The sequence below is a fragment of the Klebsiella sp. CN_Kp088 genome (assembly GCF_040064335.1).
In the GTDB taxonomy this organism is placed as follows: Bacteria; Pseudomonadota; Gammaproteobacteria; order Enterobacterales; family Enterobacteriaceae; genus Klebsiella; species Klebsiella aerogenes.
Genome location: NZ_JBEAIQ010000034.1, coordinates 56,251 through 77,922 on the forward strand (window position 1 = coordinate 56,251; position 21,672 = coordinate 77,922).

General features: G+C 55.3%; 18 protein-coding genes. 8 read left to right on the plus strand and 10 right to left on the minus strand.

Going from position 1 to position 21,672, the window contains the following annotated elements; translation table 11 throughout:
• Positions 1-10: 10 nt before the first annotated feature.
• The 6 genes from wecC to trxA all read right to left on the minus strand — a co-directional run bounded on the left by wecC (position 11) and on the right by trxA (position 6,781).
• Positions 11-1,273 (minus strand): UDP-N-acetyl-D-mannosamine dehydrogenase, encoded by a 1,263-nt coding sequence (gene wecC, locus ABLV08_RS21435; RefSeq protein WP_020077603.1) that lies wholly within the window; start codon positions 1,271-1,273, stop codon positions 11-13.
• Positions 1,270-2,400: a UDP-N-acetylglucosamine 2-epimerase (non-hydrolyzing) gene (wecB, locus tag ABLV08_RS21440; protein ID WP_015703970.1), complete on the minus strand. Its 1,131-nt coding sequence runs from the start codon at positions 2,398-2,400 to the stop codon at positions 1,270-1,272. Before wecB ends, wecC begins: the two co-directional genes overlap by 4 nt.
• Positions 2,401-2,455: 55 nt before the next feature.
• Positions 2,456-3,502, minus strand: a complete 1,047-nt coding sequence (wzzE, locus tag ABLV08_RS21445; protein ID WP_020077604.1) for an ECA polysaccharide chain length modulation protein — start codon at positions 3,500-3,502, stop codon at positions 2,456-2,458.
• Between the two features lie 13 nt (positions 3,503-3,515).
• Positions 3,516-4,619: a UDP-N-acetylglucosamine--undecaprenyl-phosphate N-acetylglucosaminephosphotransferase gene (wecA, locus tag ABLV08_RS21450; RefSeq protein ID WP_015368885.1), complete on the minus strand. Its 1,104-nt coding sequence runs from the start codon at positions 4,617-4,619 to the stop codon at positions 3,516-3,518.
• Positions 4,620-4,860: 241 nt separating this feature from the next.
• Positions 4,861-6,120, minus strand: coding sequence for a transcription termination factor Rho (gene rho, locus ABLV08_RS21455; protein WP_002883293.1), 1,260 nt, complete (start codon positions 6,118-6,120; stop codon positions 4,861-4,863).
• Positions 6,121-6,451: 331 nt separating this feature from the next.
• Positions 6,452-6,781: a thioredoxin TrxA gene (trxA, locus tag ABLV08_RS21460; protein WP_002883224.1), complete on the minus strand. Its 330-nt coding sequence runs from the start codon at positions 6,779-6,781 to the stop codon at positions 6,452-6,454.
• A gap of 343 nt (positions 6,782-7,124) precedes the next feature.
• On the opposite strand from trxA, the gene rhlB reads away from it, so the two are divergent.
• From rhlB to ABLV08_RS21485, 5 genes are all read left to right on the plus strand, one after another.
• The gene (rhlB, locus tag ABLV08_RS21465; protein ID WP_015368886.1) at positions 7,125-8,390 is read left to right on the plus strand and encodes an ATP-dependent RNA helicase RhlB; all 1,266 of its coding nucleotides are present in this window, start codon (positions 7,125-7,127) and stop codon (positions 8,388-8,390) included.
• Positions 8,391-8,479: 89 nt separating this feature from the next.
• Positions 8,480-9,985, plus strand: coding sequence for a guanosine-5'-triphosphate,3'-diphosphate diphosphatase (gene gppA, locus ABLV08_RS21470; RefSeq protein WP_196796683.1), 1,506 nt, complete (start codon positions 8,480-8,482; stop codon positions 9,983-9,985).
• Between the two features lie 19 nt (positions 9,986-10,004).
• Positions 10,005-10,922 (plus strand): LysR family transcriptional regulator, encoded by a 918-nt coding sequence (locus ABLV08_RS21475; RefSeq protein WP_348856240.1) that lies wholly within the window; start codon positions 10,005-10,007, stop codon positions 10,920-10,922.
• Between the two features lie 131 nt (positions 10,923-11,053).
• Positions 11,054-12,052: an amidohydrolase family protein gene (locus ABLV08_RS21480; RefSeq protein WP_015368889.1), complete on the plus strand. Its 999-nt coding sequence runs from the start codon at positions 11,054-11,056 to the stop codon at positions 12,050-12,052.
• Between the two features lie 60 nt (positions 12,053-12,112).
• Positions 12,113-12,835 carry a DUF554 domain-containing protein gene (locus ABLV08_RS21485; RefSeq protein ID WP_015368890.1) on the plus strand — a complete coding sequence of 241 codons (723 nt, stop codon included), beginning with the start codon at positions 12,113-12,115 and terminating at the stop codon, positions 12,833-12,835.
• A 4-nt stretch (positions 12,836-12,839) separates the two neighbouring features.
• Here the strand turns inward: ABLV08_RS21485 and rep are convergent, their stop codons facing one another.
• The gene (gene rep, locus ABLV08_RS21490; protein WP_015368891.1) at positions 12,840-14,861 is read right to left on the minus strand and encodes a DNA helicase Rep; all 2,022 of its coding nucleotides are present in this window, start codon (positions 14,859-14,861) and stop codon (positions 12,840-12,842) included.
• Positions 14,862-14,973: 112 nt separating this feature from the next.
• Here rep and ppiC (ABLV08_RS21495) point away from each other — a divergent pair, with 112 nt between their 5' ends.
• Both ppiC (ABLV08_RS21495) and ppiC (ABLV08_RS21500) read left to right on the plus strand, forming a co-directional pair.
• Positions 14,974-15,255, plus strand: coding sequence for a peptidylprolyl isomerase PpiC (gene ppiC, locus ABLV08_RS21495; RefSeq protein ID WP_015368892.1), 282 nt, complete (start codon positions 14,974-14,976; stop codon positions 15,253-15,255).
• 51 nt (positions 15,256-15,306) lie between these two features.
• Positions 15,307-15,588 (plus strand): peptidylprolyl isomerase PpiC, encoded by a 282-nt coding sequence (ppiC, locus tag ABLV08_RS21500; protein WP_002883180.1) that lies wholly within the window; start codon positions 15,307-15,309, stop codon positions 15,586-15,588.
• Positions 15,589-15,719: 131 nt separating this feature from the next.
• Here the strand turns inward: ppiC (ABLV08_RS21500) and ilvC are convergent, their stop codons facing one another.
• Positions 15,720-17,195 carry a ketol-acid reductoisomerase gene (gene ilvC / locus ABLV08_RS21505; protein ID WP_348856242.1) on the minus strand — a complete coding sequence of 492 codons (1,476 nt, stop codon included), beginning with the start codon at positions 17,193-17,195 and terminating at the stop codon, positions 15,720-15,722.
• Positions 17,196-17,350: 155 nt separating this feature from the next.
• Here ilvC and ilvY point away from each other — a divergent pair, with 155 nt between their 5' ends.
• Positions 17,351-18,241, plus strand: coding sequence for an HTH-type transcriptional activator IlvY (gene ilvY, locus ABLV08_RS21510; protein ID WP_015703964.1), 891 nt, complete (start codon positions 17,351-17,353; stop codon positions 18,239-18,241).
• On the opposite strand, the gene ilvA is transcribed toward ilvY, so the two are convergent.
• Positions 18,238-19,782, minus strand: coding sequence for a threonine ammonia-lyase, biosynthetic (gene ilvA / locus ABLV08_RS21515; protein ID WP_015368895.1), 1,545 nt, complete (start codon positions 19,780-19,782; stop codon positions 18,238-18,240). The two genes, ilvY and ilvA, sit on opposite strands and share 4 nt — an antisense overlap.
• A gap of 2 nt (positions 19,783-19,784) precedes the next feature.
• Complete coding sequence (gene ilvD / locus ABLV08_RS21520) at positions 19,785-21,635, minus strand: dihydroxy-acid dehydratase (RefSeq protein ID WP_171830473.1); 1,851 nt, start codon at positions 21,633-21,635, stop codon at positions 19,785-19,787.
• Positions 21,636-21,672 lie beyond the last annotated feature (37 nt).

Consider the following 21,672-nt stretch of genomic DNA (forward strand, 5'->3'; position numbering starts at 1 on the left):
GGTAGGATTCTCACCGCCACACTCCTTTGGTGTCGATGATATAGGCCTGGGTAACGCTATCGCCGCTAACGGCTTTAAACTCGTTGTGATCGACCAGCATCACCAGCACATCGGCGCTCGCCAGCGCATCATCAAGGGTCGCCAGCGTACACAGGCCATCAAGCTTCTTCGGCAGCGTGTGAATGTTGGGCTCAACCACCTGCGTCACGCCGCTGTGCCAGCGGGCGATCTGCGCGGCAATTTCCATCGCCGGGCTTTCACGTAGATCATCAATGTTAGGCTTAAAGGCCAGGCCGAAGCAGGCAATAGTCAGTTCACTGGCGCGTTTATTGCTGGCATTCAGGCACTCGGCAACCTGTGCTTTCACCCGTTCGATAACCCATTCCGGCTTGTGGTCGTTAACCTCGCGCGCGGTGCGAATCAGACGCGCCTGCTGCGGGTTTTGCGCCACGATAAACCACGGGTCGACGGCGATACAGTGGCCACCGACGCCCGGACCCGGCTGCAGAATATTGACGCGCGGATGGCGGTTCGCCAGGCGGATCAGTTCCCAGACGTTGATCCCCTGGTCGGCGCAAATCAGCGATAGTTCGTTAGCAAAGGCGATGTTGACGTCGCGGAAGCTGTTTTCCGTCAGCTTGCACATTTCCGCAGTGCGCGAGTTAGTCACTACGCATTCGCCTTCAAGGAAAATTTTATACAGCTCACTGGCACGCGCCGAGCAGACCGGCGACATGCCGCCAATAACGCGGTCGTTTTTGATGAGCTCAACCATCACCTGCCCCGGCAGCACGCGCTCCGGACAGTAGGCGACATTAACGTCGGCCGCCTCGCCCACCTGCTGTGGGAAGCTGAGATCGGGGCGCATCGCCGCCAGCCACTCGGCCATCTGTTCAGTCGAACCGACCGGCGAGGTGGATTCCAGGATCACTAACGCCCCTTTCTTCAGGGTCGGGGCAATAGATTTAGCGGCGGATTCAACAAAGGCCATATCTGGCTCATGCCCGCCTTTAAACGGCGTCGGGACGGCAATCAGGTAGGCGTCAGACTCCACCGGCACGGTGGTGGCGCTTAAATATCCCTGTTCAACCGCCGTTTTTACGACGCTCGCTAAATCCGGCTCGACGATATGAATCTCACCACGGTTAATGGTCTCAACGGCGTGTTGATTGATGTCCACGCCAACCACCCGCCGTTGCCGGGAAGCAAATGCGGCAGCGGTTGGCAGACCAATGTACCCAAGGCCAATCACTGAAATGGTAGAAAAACTCATAGCGTTACCTGATTATTTTTAAGAGCGGATAAAATACGATCGCATGCCTGACCATCGCCGTAAGGGTTATGGGCCCGACTCATTGCCTGCCAGGCGGCATCATCCTGCAGCAGACGGGTGACTTCATCGACGATACGCTGCCTGTCGGTGCCGACCAGACGTACGGTGCCAGCGGCGACCGCCTCCGGGCGCTCCGTCATTTCGCGCATCACCAGTACCGGTTTCCCAAGCGACGGCGCTTCTTCCTGAATCCCGCCGGAATCGGTCAGAATCAGCCACGCGCGATTCATCAGCCAGACGAACGGCAGGTAATCCTGCGGATCAATTAATTTCACGTTAGCGACATGGCCGAGAATACGGTTAACCGGCTCGCTGACGTTCGGGTTCAGGTGAACCGGATAAACAATCTGTACATCAGGGTGATGGCTGGCGATATCCGCCAGCGCATGGCAAATGTGCTCAAAGCCGAGACCAAAGCTCTCGCGGCGGTGGCCGGTCACCAGAATTAATTTCTTATCCTCTTCGAGGAACGGATAGCGCTGCATCAGTTCATTGCGCAGCGCCTCGTCACCAAGGACACGATCGCGAACCCAGAACAACGCATCGATCACCGTATTGCCGGTGACGGTAATGCGTTCTTCGTTAATATTTTCCCGCAGCAGGTTATCGCGCGAGGTGGCGGTCGGGGCGAAATGGTACATCGCCAGACGCCCGGTCAGCGTGCGGTTACCCTCTTCCGGCCACGGCGAGTTCAGGTCGCCGGTACGCAGGCCCGCTTCCACGTGGCCCACCGGGATGCGCTGATAAAACGCCGCCAGGCTGGCCGCCATCGTCGTCGTGGTATCGCCATGTACCAGCACCACGTCCGGCTTAAACGACTCCAGTACCGGCTTTAAACCTTGCAGAATGCGGCAGGTGATCTCGGTTAATCCCTGACCCGGCTGCATAATGTTCAGATCGTAGTCCGGCGTAATCGAAAACAGTTTCAACACCTGATCGAGCATCTCCCGATGCTGCGCGGTTACGCAAACCTTTGCCTCAAAATGAGGATCCTTTGCCAGCGCATGGACCAGCGGCGCCATCTTGATGGCTTCTGGTCTCGTGCCAAATACAGTTAGTACTTTCACATCGATTCTCTTCGATTAGGTGATGATGGCGAGGAACCTTCATCACAGGCCCCATTCACTGGACACGACGACGTGCTAACGCCACGCCTGCGCCGATGAGCGCGCCCACAATCCCCCACATGATCATCAGAAATACACGCCGCGGGCTATCGCGTTTTACAGGTTCTTCCGGCGTACGCAAATATCTGTAAGTCTGAAAACGTGGATCCAGCGTCGGGCCAACGTTTAGCGTGTTCAGCATGGCGCGGTTCTGGTCATAGTCGAGATCGTATTCCGGCCCTACGGCCTGCAGATTTTCGAGGCGCGCCTGCAGCATCGGCCGGCCAAGTAAGAAGAGTTCGGAGGCCGGCAGTTGTTCCGCCGGAACATCGGTCTCGCTGCGGGAAATGTTATGTTGCTGGGCGATTTTCAACGCCTGCTCGACGCTCTGCACGCGGCGGTTGAAGATCTCGCTTGCCACCTCTTCCTGACGCTTCACCTGCGCTTTCATCTGTACCGTACGCGCCGCCCAGGCGCCCTTCAGCTCATCATTAAGATGACCAGCGGCACGTTGGCTGGCAAAAGCGACATACTGACGCAGCAGATTATTGGCATCTGGCGCGGTCTCCGCCGTCAGCTTGATGCTGTCATTGACGCTTTTCAGCGGGTCGCCGGGGATAAACTGAATATCGTTAATCAGATCGTCAAGCATCGCGGCATCCGCGCGTGAGTTGCCTGACTGGCGCTGCTTGTAGTAATCGGTCTGCAGCCAGAAGTCACGGCGGGTATCCCATGACGCCTGTTGCATAATAAACTCTTTGTATGCCTCATCCATGGCGGAAGGTTGGTCTACCGAAGCCAGATCGGCTTTGATATCCAGGTTACGTAAGAACTGCTGTTGCGAATAGTATCCGCCCAGCATATTGACGGTCGGCCGGTCGGTAATTGCCGTCGCGCTCCACTCCTGGCGAGCAAAAAAGGAATAAATAAGAACGATCAGCGCGAACAGCACGGCGATGCCGACTATCCAGCCTTTTCCTGCCCATAAGGCGCGAAACAGCCCGCGAATATCCAGTTCGTTCTCAACGTTCACTGCTTGTGCTCCCGGTAATGGTTGAGTCATCACTTCCCCAGTTTTACTTGGTTAAATTTGGATTATTGCCGCTGTGTCGCCGAATTCTGCGTCTAATGCGCTTAACCAGACGCGCCACTTTCCATGCGCGCTTAATGCAGTAGCCATAAAGTAAAAAAGCAAACAAAAAGAGTATTAACATCACCCATTCAGGAACAATACGGGTGTATTCCGCCACTACGCCGACCAGCGCCAGTAAAGCGGCAGCCAGCGTAATCAGGACAAAGGCCTGCCGGGAAGTAAACCCGGCACGCATGATCAAATGATGAATATGCTGACGATCTGGCGAGAACGGGCTCATCCCCTTTCGCAGGCGGCGATACATAATCGCCACCATATCCATCAGTGGAATCGCAATAATCCACAGCGCCGTCACCGGGCTGATGGGATGCGTTTTGCCCTGCGTCGTCTCCAGCAGGATCCAGATAATGGTGAAGCCAATCATGGTACTGCCGGCATCACCCATAAACACTTTATAGCGACGTCCAAGCGCGCCAAGATTAAGTAAAATATAGGGCAGAATGGCGGCGATCATCGCAAAACACCACATCGCCAGGCTGTACTGGCCATCAAACCATAAGATGATGCCGGTTGCCGCGAAGGAGACGGACGAAAGCCCGCCGAGCAACCCGTCAATGCCATCCACCATATTGAAGGCGTTGATTGCCGCCCAAACGGCGAAAAGCGTGAGGAAAAAACCAAAGGGGCCGAGGACTAACTCCCACGAACCGAAAATATAGCCGAGGCTGCTGAGATGCAGATTACCCGCCGTCATCATGATAACGGCTATCGCGGCCTGAATAACCGCACGAATTTTTACGCTGATATCAAATCGGTCATCCAACGCGCCGACCAACACCAGCACCCCCGCGCAGGCCAGATACAGCGTGGCATGAGGGATATAATAATCGGCAATCGCAAAGGTAAAACAAATACCGGCATAAACTGAGATACCACCAACTAACGGAATCAAACCTTGATGCCGTTTCCGATAGTTTGGCTTATCCACTAACCCAATTTTTTTCGCTGCTTTACGGGCAACAAATATAAACAGGGTCGTGAATAAGAAAACACTGATTAATTCAGTAATAGCAGTGAGTAAATTCACAACACATGTGCTCTCAGCATAGTTAATCCGGGGAGTATAACGATGATGTCTCCACTCCTGAAGGGGAAAAGCAGAACATTACAAATTTATTGTATATATTTTAGACTGTTAAAGTCCTTTCTGCTTAACCCGCCGCGCATATCATACGTCAACGTTGGCGGTGCTTTTCCCGCCTGGATCATACAAAGCTACAAAACAAAACGCCACGCAATCGCGTGGCGTTTTTTCGGCGTATTCCGTCCTACGAACGCTTCATCATATCGAAGAAGTCGTCGTTAGTTTTGGTCATCGCCAGCTTGTTAATGAGGAACTCCATTGCGTCGATTTCACCCATTGGATGGATGATTTTGCGCAGGATCCACATTTTCTGCAGTTCTTCCTGGGTGGTCAGCAGCTCTTCTTTACGGGTACCGGAACGGTTGTAGTCGATAGCCGGGAAGACGCGTTTTTCCGCAATCTTACGGGAGAGGTGCAGTTCCATGTTACCGGTACCTTTAAACTCTTCGTAGATAACTTCATCCATTTTAGAGCCGGTATCGATAAGCGCGGTAGCGATGATGGTCAGGCTGCCGCCCTCTTCCACATTACGCGCCGCACCGAAGAAACGCTTCGGACGATGCAGGGCGTTGGCGTCCACACCACCGGTCAGCACTTTACCGGAAGCCGGAACCACGGTGTTGTAGGCACGAGCCAGACGGGTGATGGAGTCGAGCAGGATAATAACGTCTTTTTTGTGCTCAACCAGACGTTTCGCTTTCTCGATAACCATTTCGGCAACCTGCACGTGACGAGATGCCGGTTCGTCGAAGGTAGAAGCGACAACTTCACCTTTAACCAGACGCTGCATCTCGGTCACTTCTTCCGGACGTTCGTCGATAAGCAACACCATCAGCACGCAGTCAGGATGGTTGTACGCGATGCTCTGCGCGATGTTCTGCAGCAGCATGGTTTTACCGGCTTTCGGCGGCGCGACGATCAGACCACGCTGGCCGCGGCCAATCGGCGATGCCAGATCCAGTACGCGAGCGGTTAAGTCTTCGGTAGAACCATTACCACGCTCCATACGCAGGCGTGAATTCGCGTGCAGCGGCGTTAAGTTCTCGAACAGAATCTTGTTACGCGCGTTTTCCGGCTTGTCGTAGTTAACTTCGTTAACTTTCAGCAGCGCGAAGTAACGTTCACCCTCTTTAGGAGGACGAATCTTACCGGAAATGGTGTCACCAGTGCGGAGGTTGAAGCGGCGGATTTGGCTGGGGGATACGTAGATGTCGTCTGGACCGGCGAGGTAGGAGCTGTCTGCTGAGCGGAGGAATCCAAATCCATCCTGCAGTATCTCCAGTACGCCATCGCCAAAGATATCTTCGCCACTCTTTGAATGCTGCTTGAGGATGGCAAAAATAATATCCTGCTTACGCATACGAGCCAGGTTTTCCAGCCCCATATTTTCGCCGAGAGTAATCAGCTCAGAAACCGGCGTATTCTTTAATTCGGTAAGATTCATAGTGGTGTGGGTTCTTAAACTCGGGGTAAATCTCGAACTTAATGTTGTGAATGGTATGGCAGGAACATCCATGCCTGTTAGCGGCTTCATCTCGTGTCTGTACGTTGCCTGGTCACAGGAAAGAACGCAGAACTGAAACGACAAGACGGAATGAGTGATAAGCCCGGAATTATTAGCCTCACGCGCATAGTCTGCGGGACGCTTTGGGTAAAACAAGATTCAAACAATAGGTATGTTTAAAACGAAGTCTGGAATTAACTTAGCACGACTCAGGCCGGGCGTCCAGAGTTCCACAAAAAATAGGAATCCGGACGCCGGAATGGCAAACCGATTACGCCAGGTTGGCGTCGAGGAACTCTTTCAGTTGGCCTTTGGACAGCGCGCCGACTTTGGTCGCCGCGACTTCGCCGTTTTTGAACAGCAGCAGCGTCGGGATGCCGCGGATGCCGTACTTCGGCGCCGTGCCCGGGTTCTGATCGATGTTCAGTTTAGCCACGGTCAGTTTGCCTTGATACTCTTCAGCGATCTCATCCAGAATCGGGGCGATCATTTTGCACGGACCACACCACTCTGCCCAGAAATCGACGAGGGTCAGCCCGTCAGCCTTGAGTACGTCCGTGTCAAAACTGTCGTCAGTCAGGTGAATAATTTTATCGCTCATATATAACTCCACAGGAATAAGCCTGGTGTGTTGGTGTCGCAGTCATCAACGACGTGTTGATGCTACGTTATGCACGCTATTCTTCAGGATGCCTCTTTTATAAGCTACCTGCGGGAATGGATCCACCATGGACCACCACCGCCGATGCTTAAGCGCACTGTCTGCAAATCTACCTGCGGCAGATTTACCGCCCCCGTTGCGCTTAGTAGTCTAAGCTTTCCGGGATCCATTCAGTAGCCGGAGACGCACCTTGAATAATTTCGTATATCGCCAACGAAAGGTTGACGTTATTTCACCGGATACGCTTTCTTAATGCAATAGTTAGCTGATATTCTACCACACTATGAGCAAAACACATTTGACAGAACAGAAGTTTTCCGACTTCGCCCTGCACCCGGCAGTTGTCGAAGCCCTTGAAAAAAAAGGGTTTCATAATTGCACACCCATTCAGGCTCTCGCCCTTCCGCTCACGCTGGAAGGCCGCGATGTCGCCGGGCAGGCGCAAACCGGTACCGGTAAAACGATGGCGTTTCTGACGTCAACGTTTCATTATCTTCTCTCTCACCCGGCCATCGCAGACCGCCAGGTTAACCAACCGCGCGCGCTGATCATGGCGCCAACGCGCGAGCTGGCGGTACAGATTCACGCTGACGCCGAACCGCTGGCGCAGGCCACCGGTCTGAAGCTCGGTCTGGCTTACGGCGGCGACGGCTACGATAAGCAGCTGAAAGTACTGGAAAGCGGCGTTGATATTCTGATCGGCACCACCGGTCGTCTGATCGATTACGCCAAACAAAACCACATTAATCTCGGCGCCATTCAGGTTGTCGTGCTCGACGAAGCCGATCGCATGTACGATCTCGGCTTTATTAAAGATATCCGCTGGCTATTCCGCCGCATGCCGCCGGCCACTCAGCGCCTGAACATGCTGTTCTCCGCCACGCTGTCTTATCGCGTACGCGAACTGGCATTCGAACAGATGAACAACGCCGAGTACGTTGAAGTCGAACCGGAACAGAAAACCGGCCACCGCATTAAAGAAGAGTTGTTCTATCCTTCCAACGACGAAAAAATGCGCCTGCTGCAGACGCTGCTGGAAGAAGAGTGGCCCGACCGCGCTATTGTTTTCGCCAACACCAAGCATCGTTGTGAAGATATCTGGGGCCATCTGGCGGCAGATGGACATCGCGTCGGCCTGCTGACCGGCGACGTGGCGCAGAAAAAACGCCTGCGTATTCTCGAAGAGTTCACCCGCGGCGATCTCGATATTCTGGTTGCGACCGACGTAGCCGCTCGCGGCCTGCATATCCCAGCCGTCACCCATGTCTTTAACTATGACCTGCCGGATGACTGCGAAGACTATGTCCACCGTATCGGCCGTACCGGCCGCGCGGGCGCCAGCGGGCACTCCATCAGCCTGGCCTGTGAAGAATACGCGCTGAACCTGCCGGCAATCGAAACCTATATCGGCCATTCGATCCCGGTCAGCAAGTACAATCCGGACGCGCTGATGACCGATTTACCGAAGCCGCTGCGTTTAACGCGCACCCGCCCAGGTAATGGCCCGCGCCGTAATGGCCCGCCTCGTAATCGTCGTCGCTCAGGTTAATATCTATGCCATACACGAAATTTTTCAGGATGCGCCACGGAGATTATCCCGGGCAACGAAGCCCAGTCGACACAGGAGCTGCCTGAAAGATGAAGAGTATGAGTTCCACCTCGCTGTATGCCGCCATCGACCTTGGCTCCAATAGTTTTCATATGTTGGTGGTGCGCGAGGTGGCGGGCAGTATTCAGACCCTGAGCCGCATTAAGCGCAAGGTGCGTCTGGCTGCCGGCCTGAATAACGACAATGCGCTCTCCGCAGAAGCGATGGAGCGCGGCTGGCAGTGCTTACGCCTGTTTGCCGAACGTCTGCAGGATATTCCTTCGGCGCAAATTCGCGTCGTCGCCACCGCCACCCTGCGTTTGGCGGTCAACGCCGGCGAATTTCTGGCGAAAGCGCAGGAAATCCTCGGTTGCCCCGTCCAGGTGATTAGCGGTGAGGAAGAAGCCCGCCTGATCTACCAGGGCGTAGCCCATACCACCGGCGGCGCCGATCAGCGTCTGGTGGTGGATATCGGCGGCGCCAGCACTGAACTGGTGACCGGCACCGGCGCGCAAACGACCTCGCTGTTCAGCCTGTCGATGGGCTGCGTCACCTGGCTTGAACGCTACTTTGCCGACCGTAGCCTGACGAAAGAAAACTTCGATCTCGCTGAAGCTGCGGCGCGCGATGTGCTGCTTCCAATCGCTGATGTCCTGCGTTACCACGGCTGGAAAGTGTGCGTCGGCGCTTCAGGCACCGTGCAGGCGCTGCAGGAAATTATGATGGCGCAGGGAATGGATGAGCGAATCACCCTCAGCAAGCTACAGCAGCTTAAGCAGCGCGCCATCCAGTGCGGCCGACTCGAAGAGCTGGAAATCGAAGGGCTGACGCTCGAACGCGCACTGGTTTTTCCGAGCGGCCTTGCCATTCTGATTGCTATCTTTAGCGAACTGAATATTCAGTGCATGACGCTGGCTGGCGGCGCATTACGCGAAGGCCTGGTCTACGGCATGTTGCACCTTTCTGTCGATCAGGATATTCGTAGCCGCACGCTGCGTAATATTCAGCGTCGCTTTATGATCGATACTGAACAGGCGCAACGGGTGGCTAATCTGGCCACCCATCTGGTTGATCAACTGGACAGCGGCTGGGAGCTGGATCCGCTAAGCCGTGATTTGCTCGTCAGCGCCTGTGCGCTTCATGAAATTGGCCTGAGCGTCGATTTCAAACGCGCGCCGCAGCACGCCGCCTATCTGGTCAATAACCTCGACCTGCCCGGTTTTACCCCGGCGCAGAAGAAGCTCATCGCCACGCTGCTGCTCAACCAGACTAACGCCATCGATCTTTCTTCGCTCCATCAGCAAAACGCGGTACCGCCGCGCGTTGCTGAACATTTGTGTCGCCTGCTGCGACTGGCGATTCTGTTTGCCAGCCGCCGGCGCGACGATCTCCTGCCAGCCATTCAACTTGCCGCCGACGACGAAAAACTGACGCTGACGCTGCCGGATGACTGGCTGAAGGAACATCCGCTGGGCCGGGAAATGGTTGAGCAAGAGTGTCAGTGGCAAAGCTATGTTCATTGGGTGCTGTTGATCAACGACGACGCGGCGAGGTAATTTCCGGCCAGGAGGGCGCATGCGGGAAGAACTGGATTTCAAATCACTACGCTTTTTCTCCGCGCTCTACCGTTTGGGGAATGTCTCTCCGGCGGCGGAAGCGCTCGATATCAGTCAGCCAACCGGTAGCCTGCTGCTAAAAAAGCTACGCGAGCACTTTGACGACCCGCTGTTTGTGCGCGTTGGACAACGCATGGCGCCAACGCCGCGCGCGGACGCAATCGCCCCCACCATTTTTACTCTTTTGCAACTGGCCGATACCGATCTGGCGGCTAAGCCGGAATTTATCCCGCAGGAGAGCAACCGTAACTTCACCATCGGCATGACCGATATCAGCCAGATGACGCTTCTTCCTTTGCTGCAAAGCCAGCTACAGCGGCTGGACGCCAGCGGCATCACCTTTACGGTGCTGAATATTGACGATCAGACGCTTAGCGCGCTGGAATTAGGTAAATGTGATTTGGCGATCGGCTATCTTACCCAACTGCCGGATAGCGTCTATCAGCAGCATCTGTTCGATCAGTCGTATGTTTGTCTGGCAGCGGACAATCACCCGCGCATTCGTCATCGGTTCAGCACCGAAGACTGGCGTCAGGAAAAGCACCTTGCGGTTCGCGTCAACGGCACCGCCCACGGCGACATTGATAAACTGCTGGCGGAACACAGTATGCCGCGGCGTATCGCATTGACGCTGCCCAGCTTTTTAGGCGCGGGCGAGCTGGTTGCCGGCAGCGAGATGATCGCGGTGGTGCCGGAGCAGCTGGCGCGCCACATCACCAGGCGTTACCCCTGCAGCAGCTGGCCGCTACCTTTCTCACTGGCTAACATCGCGATTCGCCAGGTCTGGCACCAGCGTCTGCACCGCGATCCTGGGCATATCTGGCTGCGCAAGCAGATTGTAGATCTTGCCGCCTCAGGCGGTTCTATTAGCATTTAAATCATAAAATAATCGGCTGTATTAGGATTCCTGATACGCCATATTCTATTTGGTTTATTGCTGTCAATACGTCAAAAATTTTAATCTCCTCGCATCAGTTCATATCGACCGAATAAATAAAGGAACCTATCATGCGCGGAAAAATCGCTTTAGAAGAACATGTATCTACTCCTGAAAATAACCGTTTATGGGATTCAACCGGTGAAGCTAACCGTAACGGTAGCGAATATATGCAAGACGTAGAGCGCCGCCTGCTTGACCGCAGCATTCAACTCGAAGAAATGGCGCAACGTAATATCGACCACGTTATTCTTTCTCTGACTTCACCCGGCGCGCAATCTATTTTAGATAAAGCCAAAGCGGTCTCTTTCGCTCGCGACACTAACGACTTTATCGTTGATAATTATGTAAAACCGAATCCGGATAAATTTAGCGCGTTCGCCACGCTGGCGTTACAAAACCCGGAAGCTGCGGCGGAAGAGCTGGAGCGCGCGGTGAAAAAACTGGGCATGAAAGGCGCGCTGATTAACGGCTACACCAACGTCAAAGACAGCGAACATGGCCTGTATCTTGATGATGAATCCATGCTGGTATTCTGGGATAAAGTCAACGAGCTAAACGTGCCGGTGTACCTGCATCCGCGTGAACCGCTGGAAGGCCCGGCGCGCGGGATTTATACCGGTTACGAAAGCCTAATCGGTTCCGCCTGGGGCTTTGCGCAGGAAACCGCCGTTCACGCTATTCGCCTGATGATGAGCGGCCTGTTCGACCGTTATCCGAATCTTAACCTGGTGCTGGGACACCTCGGTGAAGGGCTGGTACACATGCTGCCGCGGACTCAACATCGCCTCTATCGTCAGCGTTTCGGCTGCGGTTTGGGCAAGGCGGAAAAACCGTTAATGCACTATCTGCAAAATAACTTTATTGTCACCACCAGCGGTCATTTTAATACTCATTCGCTAAATAATGCGATTGAAGTAATGGGTGCAGATCGCGTGATGTTCTCCGTAGATTACCCTTATGAAGATATTCATCAGGCCTGCGACTGGTTTGATCCGTTAGAAATGGATGAAGGGCTGAAAGAAAAAATAGCCTGGGGCAATGCCAGCCGCGTATTTAATATCAAATAATAAAAATAAATCGACAGGGCCTGTTCTCAGGCCCTGATTTTATTACAGGGAGAATATACTATGCCGGTAGGTATTTTTGTTTGCAGCGGTTCATTACTCGTCGGCGCGATTGCAGGCGCCTCACTCAACCGATTTATCCCGGATCACTTTAAGAAAACGCTACCGCTTATTTCCGGTTTAATCTCTATCAGTATGGGCGTGTTCTTCCTTAACAAACTCATCAATCTGCCACCCATTGCGCTGGCCGTTATCATCGGCACGATTATTGGCGGCCTGTTGAATATTGAGAAGTGGATTGAGCGGGCGGGAACACAGCTGCGAACGCCCATCGAGCGCATTTTTCCAGGCCAAAACAACGCAGGCGTAGAAGCGGAGGATTTTATGAACCAGTTTATCGCGGTGCTGATCCTGTTCTGCGCCAGCGGTACCGGTATTTTTGGCGCCCTAACCGAAGGGATGACCGGTGACCCGACCATTCTGCTGACCAAGTCGATACTCGACTTTTTCACCGCCGCTATTTTCGCATCCACGCTGGGCTACATTATCACCGCGATTTTTATTCCCCAGTTGATCATCTTCGTGATTCTGTTCTTCGCCGCCACGTTTATTATGACGTTGATAAGCCCATCGATGATCGCTGATTTTACTGCCTGCGGCGGTATTATTATGCTGGCGACCGGTTTTCGGCTTTGCGGTATTCGCCATTTCCCCACCGCCAACATGCTGCCGTCGCTGCTGCTGGTGATGCCATTTTCCACCGCCTGGCAACAGTTTGTCGCCTGAAACGTTAGCCCTTTTTCGCCTTCGCCAGCATCGCCTTGATATTCGCGACGTTGGCCTGGCCTTTATGCATACGTTCTTCCGCAGAGATGACTTTCCGCTCCTGCTCCCAAATCAGATCGTCTTGCGGGAGCTCAAGCAGAAAACGGCTCGGCTCCGGGCGCACCAGCTCGCCATACTGACGACGCTCTTTGCACAGCGTGAAAGTCAGCTCTTTCTGCGCGCGCGTTATACCTACATAGGCCAGTCGCCGTTCTTCATCAACATTATCTTCATCGATACTGCTCTGATGCGGCAGCAATCCCTCTTCCATTCCCACCAGGTAAACATACGGGAACTCCAGCCCTTTTGAGGCATGCAGGGTCATCAACTGCACCTGATCCAGCTCTTCATCCGATTCGCCGCGTTCCATCATATCGCGCAGGGTAAAGCGGGTAACCACCTGCGTCAGCGTCATCGGCTCATCTATCTCGCTGCCTTCCAGCATTTCGGTCATCCAGGTGAACAACTGGTTGACGTTTTTCATCCGCATTTCCGCGGCTTTCGGGCTCGGCGAGGTTTCATATAGCCAGGACTCATAATCAATCCCGCGAATTAAATCCCGCACGGCATTGACTGGTTCACGCTCGGCCAGTTGCTGAATTTCCCGCAGCCAGTGGGTGAAACGAGTGAGGGATTCATACCCGCGCCCGGTCAGCGTCTGGCTTAACCCCATATCAAAGCTGGCGGTGAATAAGCCTTTATTGCGGCTCATCGCCCATTCGCCCAGTTTTTGCAAGGTCGCCGGACCAATCTCTCGCTTCGGCGTATTGACGATACGCAGGAAGGCGCTGTCGTCATCCGGGTTGGTGAGTACGCGCAGATAGGCCAGCAGATCTTTAATTTCCGGACGCGAGAAGAACGAGGTGCCGCCCGAGATTTTGTACGGGATGCGGTTCTGCATCAGCATCTTTTCAAAGACCCGCGACTGGTGATTGCCGCGATAAAGGATGGCGTAATCTTTGTAGTTTGTTTTATTAATAAAGTGGTGGGCAATCAGTTCGCCAGCGACGCGCTCCGCTTCATGATCTTCGTTATTGGCGGAGAGCACTTTCAGCTCGGTACCGTAGCCAAGTTCCGAGAACAGCCGCTTTTCAAACACGTGCGGGTTATTGGCGATCAAAATGTTGGCAGCCTTCAGAATACGCCCTGATGAACGGTAGTTCTGTTCAAGCTTGATCACCTGCAGCGCCGGAAAATCCTGGCTTAACAGCACCAGGTTCTGCGGCCGCGCGCCGCGCCACGAGTAGATCGACTGGTCATCATCACCCACCACGGTAAAGCGCGCGCGCTGCCCCACCAGCAGCTTCACCAGCTCATACTGGCTGGTGTTGGTATCCTGATACTCATCCACCAGCAGGTAACGGATCTTGTTCTGCCAGCGCTCGCGCACCTCTTCATTTCGCTGCAGCAGCAGCGTCGGTAGCAGGATCAGGTCGTCAAAATCGAGGACGTTGCAGGCCTTCATATGCGCATCATAGAGCCCATAGCAGTGGGCGAAGATGCGGTCCCGTTCGCCTTTCGCGCCAGCCGCCGCCTGCGCCGGCGTTTTCAGATCGTTTTTCCAGTTGGAGATCGTCGAGATCAGCTGCTGCAACACCACTTTGTCATCTTCGATCAACCCTTCGGTGAGCTCTTTGAGCAGCGCGACCTGGTCGGTATCATCGAACAAGGAAAAGTTAGATTTCATTCCCAGCGCGGCGTATTCACGTTTGATGATATCCAGCCCCAGGGTGTGGAAGGTGGAAATCATTAGCCCGCGCGCCTCTTTTCGCCCCAGCGTTTGCCCGACGCGCTCTTTCATTTCGCGCGCGGCCTTGTTAGTAAAGGTGACGGCCGCGATATGGCGCGCCTGATAACCGCAGCCGCGGATCAGGTGGGCGATTTTATTCGTAATAACGCGGGTCTTACCGGAACCGGCGCCCGCCAGCACCAGGCACGGTCCGGTAACGAATTCGACGGCTTGTTGTTGGCCAGGGTTTAAACGCATGGGAATATTGCTCAATCTTCGAACGGGGTGTGGATTGTAGCAGAAAGCGAGGCCGAGATTTACCGGCTGATGGTAAAGTGTCAGCCACGCAATTCATCCCGAGGCTCCGGTAATGGCAAAAAGCGCAGCGGCCCTGCATATTCTGGTCAAAGAAGAAAAACTGGCACACGACATCCTCGCCAAGCTGGAACGGGGCGTCAGCTTCGATCATCTGGCGAAGCGCTACTCAAAATGTCCGTCCGGACGCCATGGCGGCGATTTGGGGGAGTTCCAGCAGGGCGCGATGGTCGCTCCGTTTGATAAAGCCGTGTTCAGCTGTCCGCTGCTCAAACCCTATGGCCCGGTACAAACCAAATTTGGCTACCATATCATCAAGGTGCTGTATCGCCGCTAGCGCGTGTTACTATGGCGCCCTGATTTATCCCAACTCAATCAAGGCGCAATCATGGCTAAAACAGCGGCAGCACTGCATATCCTGGTAAAAGAAGAGAAACTGGCTCTCGATCTGCTTGAGCAGCTCAAAAACGGCGCCGACTTCGGCAAGCTGGCGAAAAAACACTCTATCTGCCCGTCAGGAAAACGCGGCGGCGATCTGGGCGAATTCCGCCAGGGCCAGATGGTTCCGGCATTCGATAAAGTGGTTTTCTCCTGCCCGGAACTGGAGCCAACCGGCCCGCTGCATACCCAGTTCGGTTACCACATCATCAAAGTGCTGTACCGGAAATAATAAAAAACCCGGGGATCTTAATCTCCGGGTTTTTGCCTGATGGCGCTTCGCTTATCAGGCCTACTAAACAAATCCATTCCTCTATGGATTTCGGCTTGCCGGAAGACGGCAAGTCGAAAGACGACGAGGAATCAGCCGGCAACCGCGATACGCTTCATATCGGTCATATAACCGCGCAGTTTTTTACCCACCGCTTCGATAGCGTGGCTGCGAATCGCTTCGTTTACGTCGCGCAGCTGAGCGTTATCCACCGCGCCTTCGGCAATCGCTTTGCCCAGGTCGCCGGTCTGCAGAGTAGTCATGAACTCTTTCAGCAGCGGTACGCAAGCATAAGAGAACAGGTAGTTACCGTACTCCGCGGTATCGGAGATAACCACGTTCATTTCATACAGGCGCTTACGGGCGATTGTGTTGGCGATAAGCGGCAGCTCATGCAGCGATTCGTAGTAAGCGGACTCTTCGATGATGCCGGAATCAACCATGGTTTCGAAGGCCAGTTCAACGCCCGCTTTCACCATTGCAATCATCAGAACGCCTTTATCGAAGTACTCCTGCTCGCCGATTTTACCTTCATACTGCGGCGCGGTTTCGAACGCGATTTTACCGGTCTCTTCACGCCAGGTCAGCAGTTTTTTGTCGTCGTTCGCCCAGTCAGCCATCATGCCGGAAGAGAATTCGCCGGAGATGATGTCATCCATATGTTTCTGGAACAGCGGCGCCATGATCTCTTTCAGCTGTTCTGACAGCGCGTAAGCACGCAGTTTCGCCGGATTAGACAGGCGATCCATCATCAGGGTGATGCCGCCTTGCTTCAGCGCTTCGGTGATGGTTTCCCAACCGAACTGAATCAGTTTTTCCGCGTAGGCCGGATCGGTACCTTCAGCCACCAGCTTGTCGAAGCACAGCAGAGAACCCGCCTGCAGCATACCGCAGAGGATGGTCTGCTCGCCCATCAGGTCAGATTTTACTTCCGCCACGAAGGAGGATTCCAGAACGCCCGCACGATGGCCGCCGGTCGCCGCTGCCCACGCTTTAGCAATGGCCATACCTTCGCCTTTCGGATCGTTTTCCGGGTGTACGGCGATAAGCGTCGGCACGCCGAAACCGCGTTTGTACTCTTCACGAACTTCGGTACCCGGGCACTTCGGCGCCACCATCACCACGGTGATGTCTTTGCGGATCTGCTCGCCCACTTCAACGATGTTGAAGCCGTGGGAGTAACCCAACGCCGCGCCGTCTTTCATCAGCGGCTGTACGGAACGCACAACGTCAGAGTGCTGTTTGTCCGGAGTCAGGTTGACGACCAGGTCAGCCTGCGGGATCAGCTCTTCATAGGTACCCACTTTGAAGCCGTTTTCCGTCGCTTTACGCCAGGATGCGCGCTTCTCGGCGATCGCTTCTTTACGCAGCGCATAGGAGATATCCAGGCCAGAGTCACGCATGTTCAGCCCCTGATTCAGGCCCTGCGCGCCACAGCCGACGATGACTACTTTTTTACCCTGAAGATAGCTTGCGCCATCGGCAAATTCATCGCGCCCCATAAAGCGGCATTTGCCCAGCTGAGCCAGCTGCTGGCGCAGATTCAGTGTGTTGAAGTAGTTAGCCATGGTGATACCTCGTGATGTTGTGTTGTCGTGCTTATTGTTCGGTTCGCGTTTTGCGAGAATGAACCCACTATATGACAGGAATTTTGTTGCGAAAATTGATATATTCACAACATCACATTGCAATAACTGCAACGTTATTTTCAGGGGATTGAGCCATGGATTTACGCGATCTGAAAACCTTTCTGCATCTGGCGGAAAGCCGCCATTTTGGCCGCAGCGCGCGGGCTATGCATGTCAGTCCCTCCACGCTTTCGCGGCAGATTCAACGCCTGGAAGAGGACCTCGGCCAGCCGCTGTTCGTTCGCGATAATCGCACCGTGACCCTAACCGAGGCCGGCGAAGAACTCCGCACCTTTGCCCAGCAGACTTTATTGCAGTATCAGCAACTGCGTCACGCCATCGACCAGCAGGGGCCGTCGCTCTCCGGCGAGCTACATATTTTCTGCTCCGTGACCGCCGCTTACAGCCATCTGCCGCCGATTCTCGACCGCTTTCGCGCCGCGCATCCTTCGGTAGAGATAAAGTTATCGACCGGCGACGCCGCTGATGCGATGGAAAAAGTGGTCACTGGAGAAGCCGATCTGGCCATTGCCGGTAAGCCGGAGACGCTGCCGGGCTCGGTGGCGTTTTCGATGCTGGAAAATCTTGCGGTGGTACTGATTGCCCCGGCGTTGCCCTGCCCGGTGCGCAATCAGGTGACGGTCGAACATCCCGACTGGGCAACGGTGCCGTTTATCATGGCCGATCAGGGCCCGGTGCGCCGCCGCATCGAGCTGTGGTTCCGTCGCCATAAAATCAGCAATCCATCCATTTACGCCACCGTCGGCGGCCATGAAGCCATGGTATCGATGGTCGCCCTCGGCTGCGGCGTGGCGCTACTGCCGGAAGTGGTGCTGGAAAACAGCCCCGAGCCGGTCCGCAATCGCGTGATGATCCTCGATCGCAGCGATGAGAAAACGCCATTTGAGCTGGGCGTCTGCGCACAAAAAAAGCGGCTGTACGAGCCGCTTATTGATGCGTTCTGGAAAATCCTGCCTAACCACTAGCCCGCGAGGAAAAAGCGGAACGCCGGGTTATGGGTTTCGTCATGACACTCGTAGCCCAGTTCATTAAGACGGGTTTCGAAGTCCGGCTCATGCTCGCCAAGCTCAAACGCCGCCAGAACGCGGCCAAAATCGGTGCCGTGGCTACGATAGTGGAACAGCGAAATATTCCAGTGGGTGCCGAGGGTGTGGAGAAACTTGAGCAGCGCGCCTGGTGATTCCGGGAACTCGAAGCTAAACAGGCGCTCCTGCAGCGGTTTAGACGGCCGTCCGCCGACCATATAGCGCACGTGCAGTTTCGCCATTTCGTCATCGGAAAGATCGACCACGCTGTAGCCGCCTTCGCTCAGTAAATCGAGGATCTCTTTACGCTCATCCAGCCCGCGGCTCAGCCGCACGCCAACGAAAATACAGGCATCTTTGGCATCGGCAAAACGGTAGTTGAACTCGGTAACCGAACGGCCGCCCAGTAGCTGGCAGAACTTAAGAAAACTACCCTTCTCTTCCGGTATCGTCACCGCCAGCAGCGCTTCGCGCTGCTCCCCGAGCTCGCAACGCTCAGAAACGTAGCGTAGTCCGTGGAAGTTGACGTTGGCGCCGGACAGGATGTGAGCCAGACGCTCGCCGCGGATGTTATGCTGGGCGATATACTTTTTCATCCCCGCCAGCGCCAGCGCGCCGGAGGGCTCCGCTACCGCCCGCACATCTTCGAACAGATCTTTCATCGCCGCGCAGATAGCATCGCTATCGACGGTGATGATGTCGTCCAGATACTCCTGGCATACACGGAACGTTTCATCGCCGATGCGCTTCACCGCCACGCCTTCAGCGAACAAACCGACGCGCGGCAGATCCACCGGGTGACCGGCATCCAGCGCCGCTTTCAGACACGCCGAATCTTCCGCTTCGACCGCTATCACTTTAATCTGCGGCATCAGCTGCTTGATAAGCACCGCCACGCCTGCCGCCAGACCGCCGCCGCCAACCGGGACGAATACGCGGTCAATGTGGGCATCCTGCTGCAGCAGCTCCAGCGCCAGCGTTCCCTGACCGGCGATGACCATCGGGTGATCGAACGGCGGCACCCAGGTAAACCCCTGCTGCTGCGCCAGCTCAATCGCGCGGGCTTTCGCTTCGTCAAAGTTGGCGCCGTGCAGTAGCACTTCGCCGCCAAAGCCGCGAACGGCATCGACTTTGATATCGGCGGTCGCTACCGGCATCACGATCAGCGCCTTAACACCCAGCCGGGAGGCAGAGAACGCCACGCCCTGCGCATGATTACCCGCCGAAGCGGTGATCACGCCATTTGATTTTTGTTCCGCCGTCAGGCCGGACATCATCGCGTAGGCGCCGCGCAGCTTAAAGCTATGCACCGGCTGGCGGTCTTCGCGTTTCACCAGGATAACGTTATCCAGCCGCGAAGAGAGCTTGTCCATTTTTTGCAGCGGGGTTTTCTGCACCGCTTCATAAACCGGCGCGCGCAGTACCGCCCGGAGATACTCCGCCCCCTCAGGGGCGGCGGATAGGGGTTGCGACTCGGCCATGATTAACCCCCAAGTTTTGATTTATCGCGCACGGCGCCCTTGTCGGCACTGGTCGCGAGGCTGGCGTAAGCGCGCAGCGCGAAGGAGACCTGGCGCTCGCGGTCTTTCGGCGTCCACGCCTTATCGCCACGCGCTTCTTGCGCTTCGCGACGGGCAGCGATTTCGGCATCGCTGAGCTGCAGCTGAATACCGCGGTTCGGAATATCGATAGCAATCATGTCGCCATCTTCGATGATAGCGATGTTGCCGCCGCTCGCGGCTTCCGGCGATACGTGGCCGATGGAAAGCCCGGAGGTGCCGCCGGAGAAGCGGCCATCGGTGATCAACGCGCACGCTTTGCCAAGCCCCATGGACTTCAGGAAAGTGGTCGGATAGAGCATCTCCTGCATTCCCGGCCCGCCTTTCGGCCCTTCATAGCGAATAACCACGACGTCGCCTTCCACGACTTTGCCGCCGAGGATAGCCTCAACCGCTTCGTCCTGGCTTTCATAAACTTTCGCCGGGCCGGTAAATTTCAGGATGCTATCGTCGACGCCAGCGGTTTTGACGATACAGCCGTTTTCGGCAAAGTTACCGTACAGTACTGCCAGGCCACCGTCTTTACTGTAGGCATGTTCCAGAGAACGGATACATCCCTCAGCGCGATCGTCATCCAGCGTATCCCAGCGGCAATCCTGCGAGAACGCCTGGGTAGTACGGATCCCCGCCGGACCGGCGCGGAACATTTTTTTCACCGCGTCGTCCTGGCTCACCATCACATCGTACTGTTCCAGGGTCTGCGGCAGCGTCAGGCCAAGGACGTTTTTAACATCGCGGTTGAGTAACCCCGCGCGATCCAGCTCGCCGAGGATACCCAGCACGCCACCGGCGCGGTGCACGTCTTCCATATGGTATTTTTGCGTACTCGGCGCCACCTTACACAGCTGCGGCACTTTGCGGGACAGCTTGTCGATATCACTCATGGTGAAGTCGATTTCGGCTTCCTGCGCCGCCGCCAGCAGGTGCAGTACGGTATTGGTTGAGCCGCCCATTGCGATATCGAGAGTCATGGCGTTTTCAAATGCCGCCTTGCTGGCGATATTGCGCGGTAGCGCGGAAGCGTCGTCCTGCTCGTAGTAGCGTTTGGTCAGTTCAACGATACGTTTACCGGCGTTGAGAAACAGCGCTTTACGGTCGGCATGGGTCGCCAGCAGAGAACCATTACCCGGCTGCGACAGGCCTAATGCTTCGGTCAGGCAGTTCATTGAGTTCGCGGTGAACATCCCCGAGCACGAACCGCAGGTCGGACAGGCGGAACGCTCCACCTGTTCGCTCTGATCGTCAGAGACTTTCGGGTCTGCCCCCTGGATCATGGCATCAACCAGATCCAACTTGATGATTTTGTCAGACAGCTTGGTTTTCCCGGCTTCCATCGGACCGCCGGAGACAAAGATCACCGGAATATTCAATCGCAGGGAGGCCATCAGCATCCCCGGGGTGATTTTGTCGCAGTTAGAGATACAGACCATAGCATCGGCGCAGTGGGCGTTAACCATGTACTCGACTGAATCGGCGATGAGCTCGCGGGATGGCAGTGAATAGAGCATACCCCCGTGCCCCATGGCGATCCCATCATCCACCGCGATGGTGTTGAATTCTTTAGCAACGCCGCCAGCAGCTTCAATTTGCTCGGCAACCAGTTTGCCGAGATCGCGCAGATGCACGTGCCCTGGTACAAACTGGGTAAAGGAGTTAACAACGGCGATGATCGGTTTGCCGAAATCGGCATCGGTCATTCCGGTTGCGCGCCACAGCGCGCGGGCGCCCGCCATATTGCGGCCATGTGTGGTGGTGGCGGAACGGTACTTAGGCATGCTCTTTTTACTCCCATCTCTGTTTATGCAATGGGAC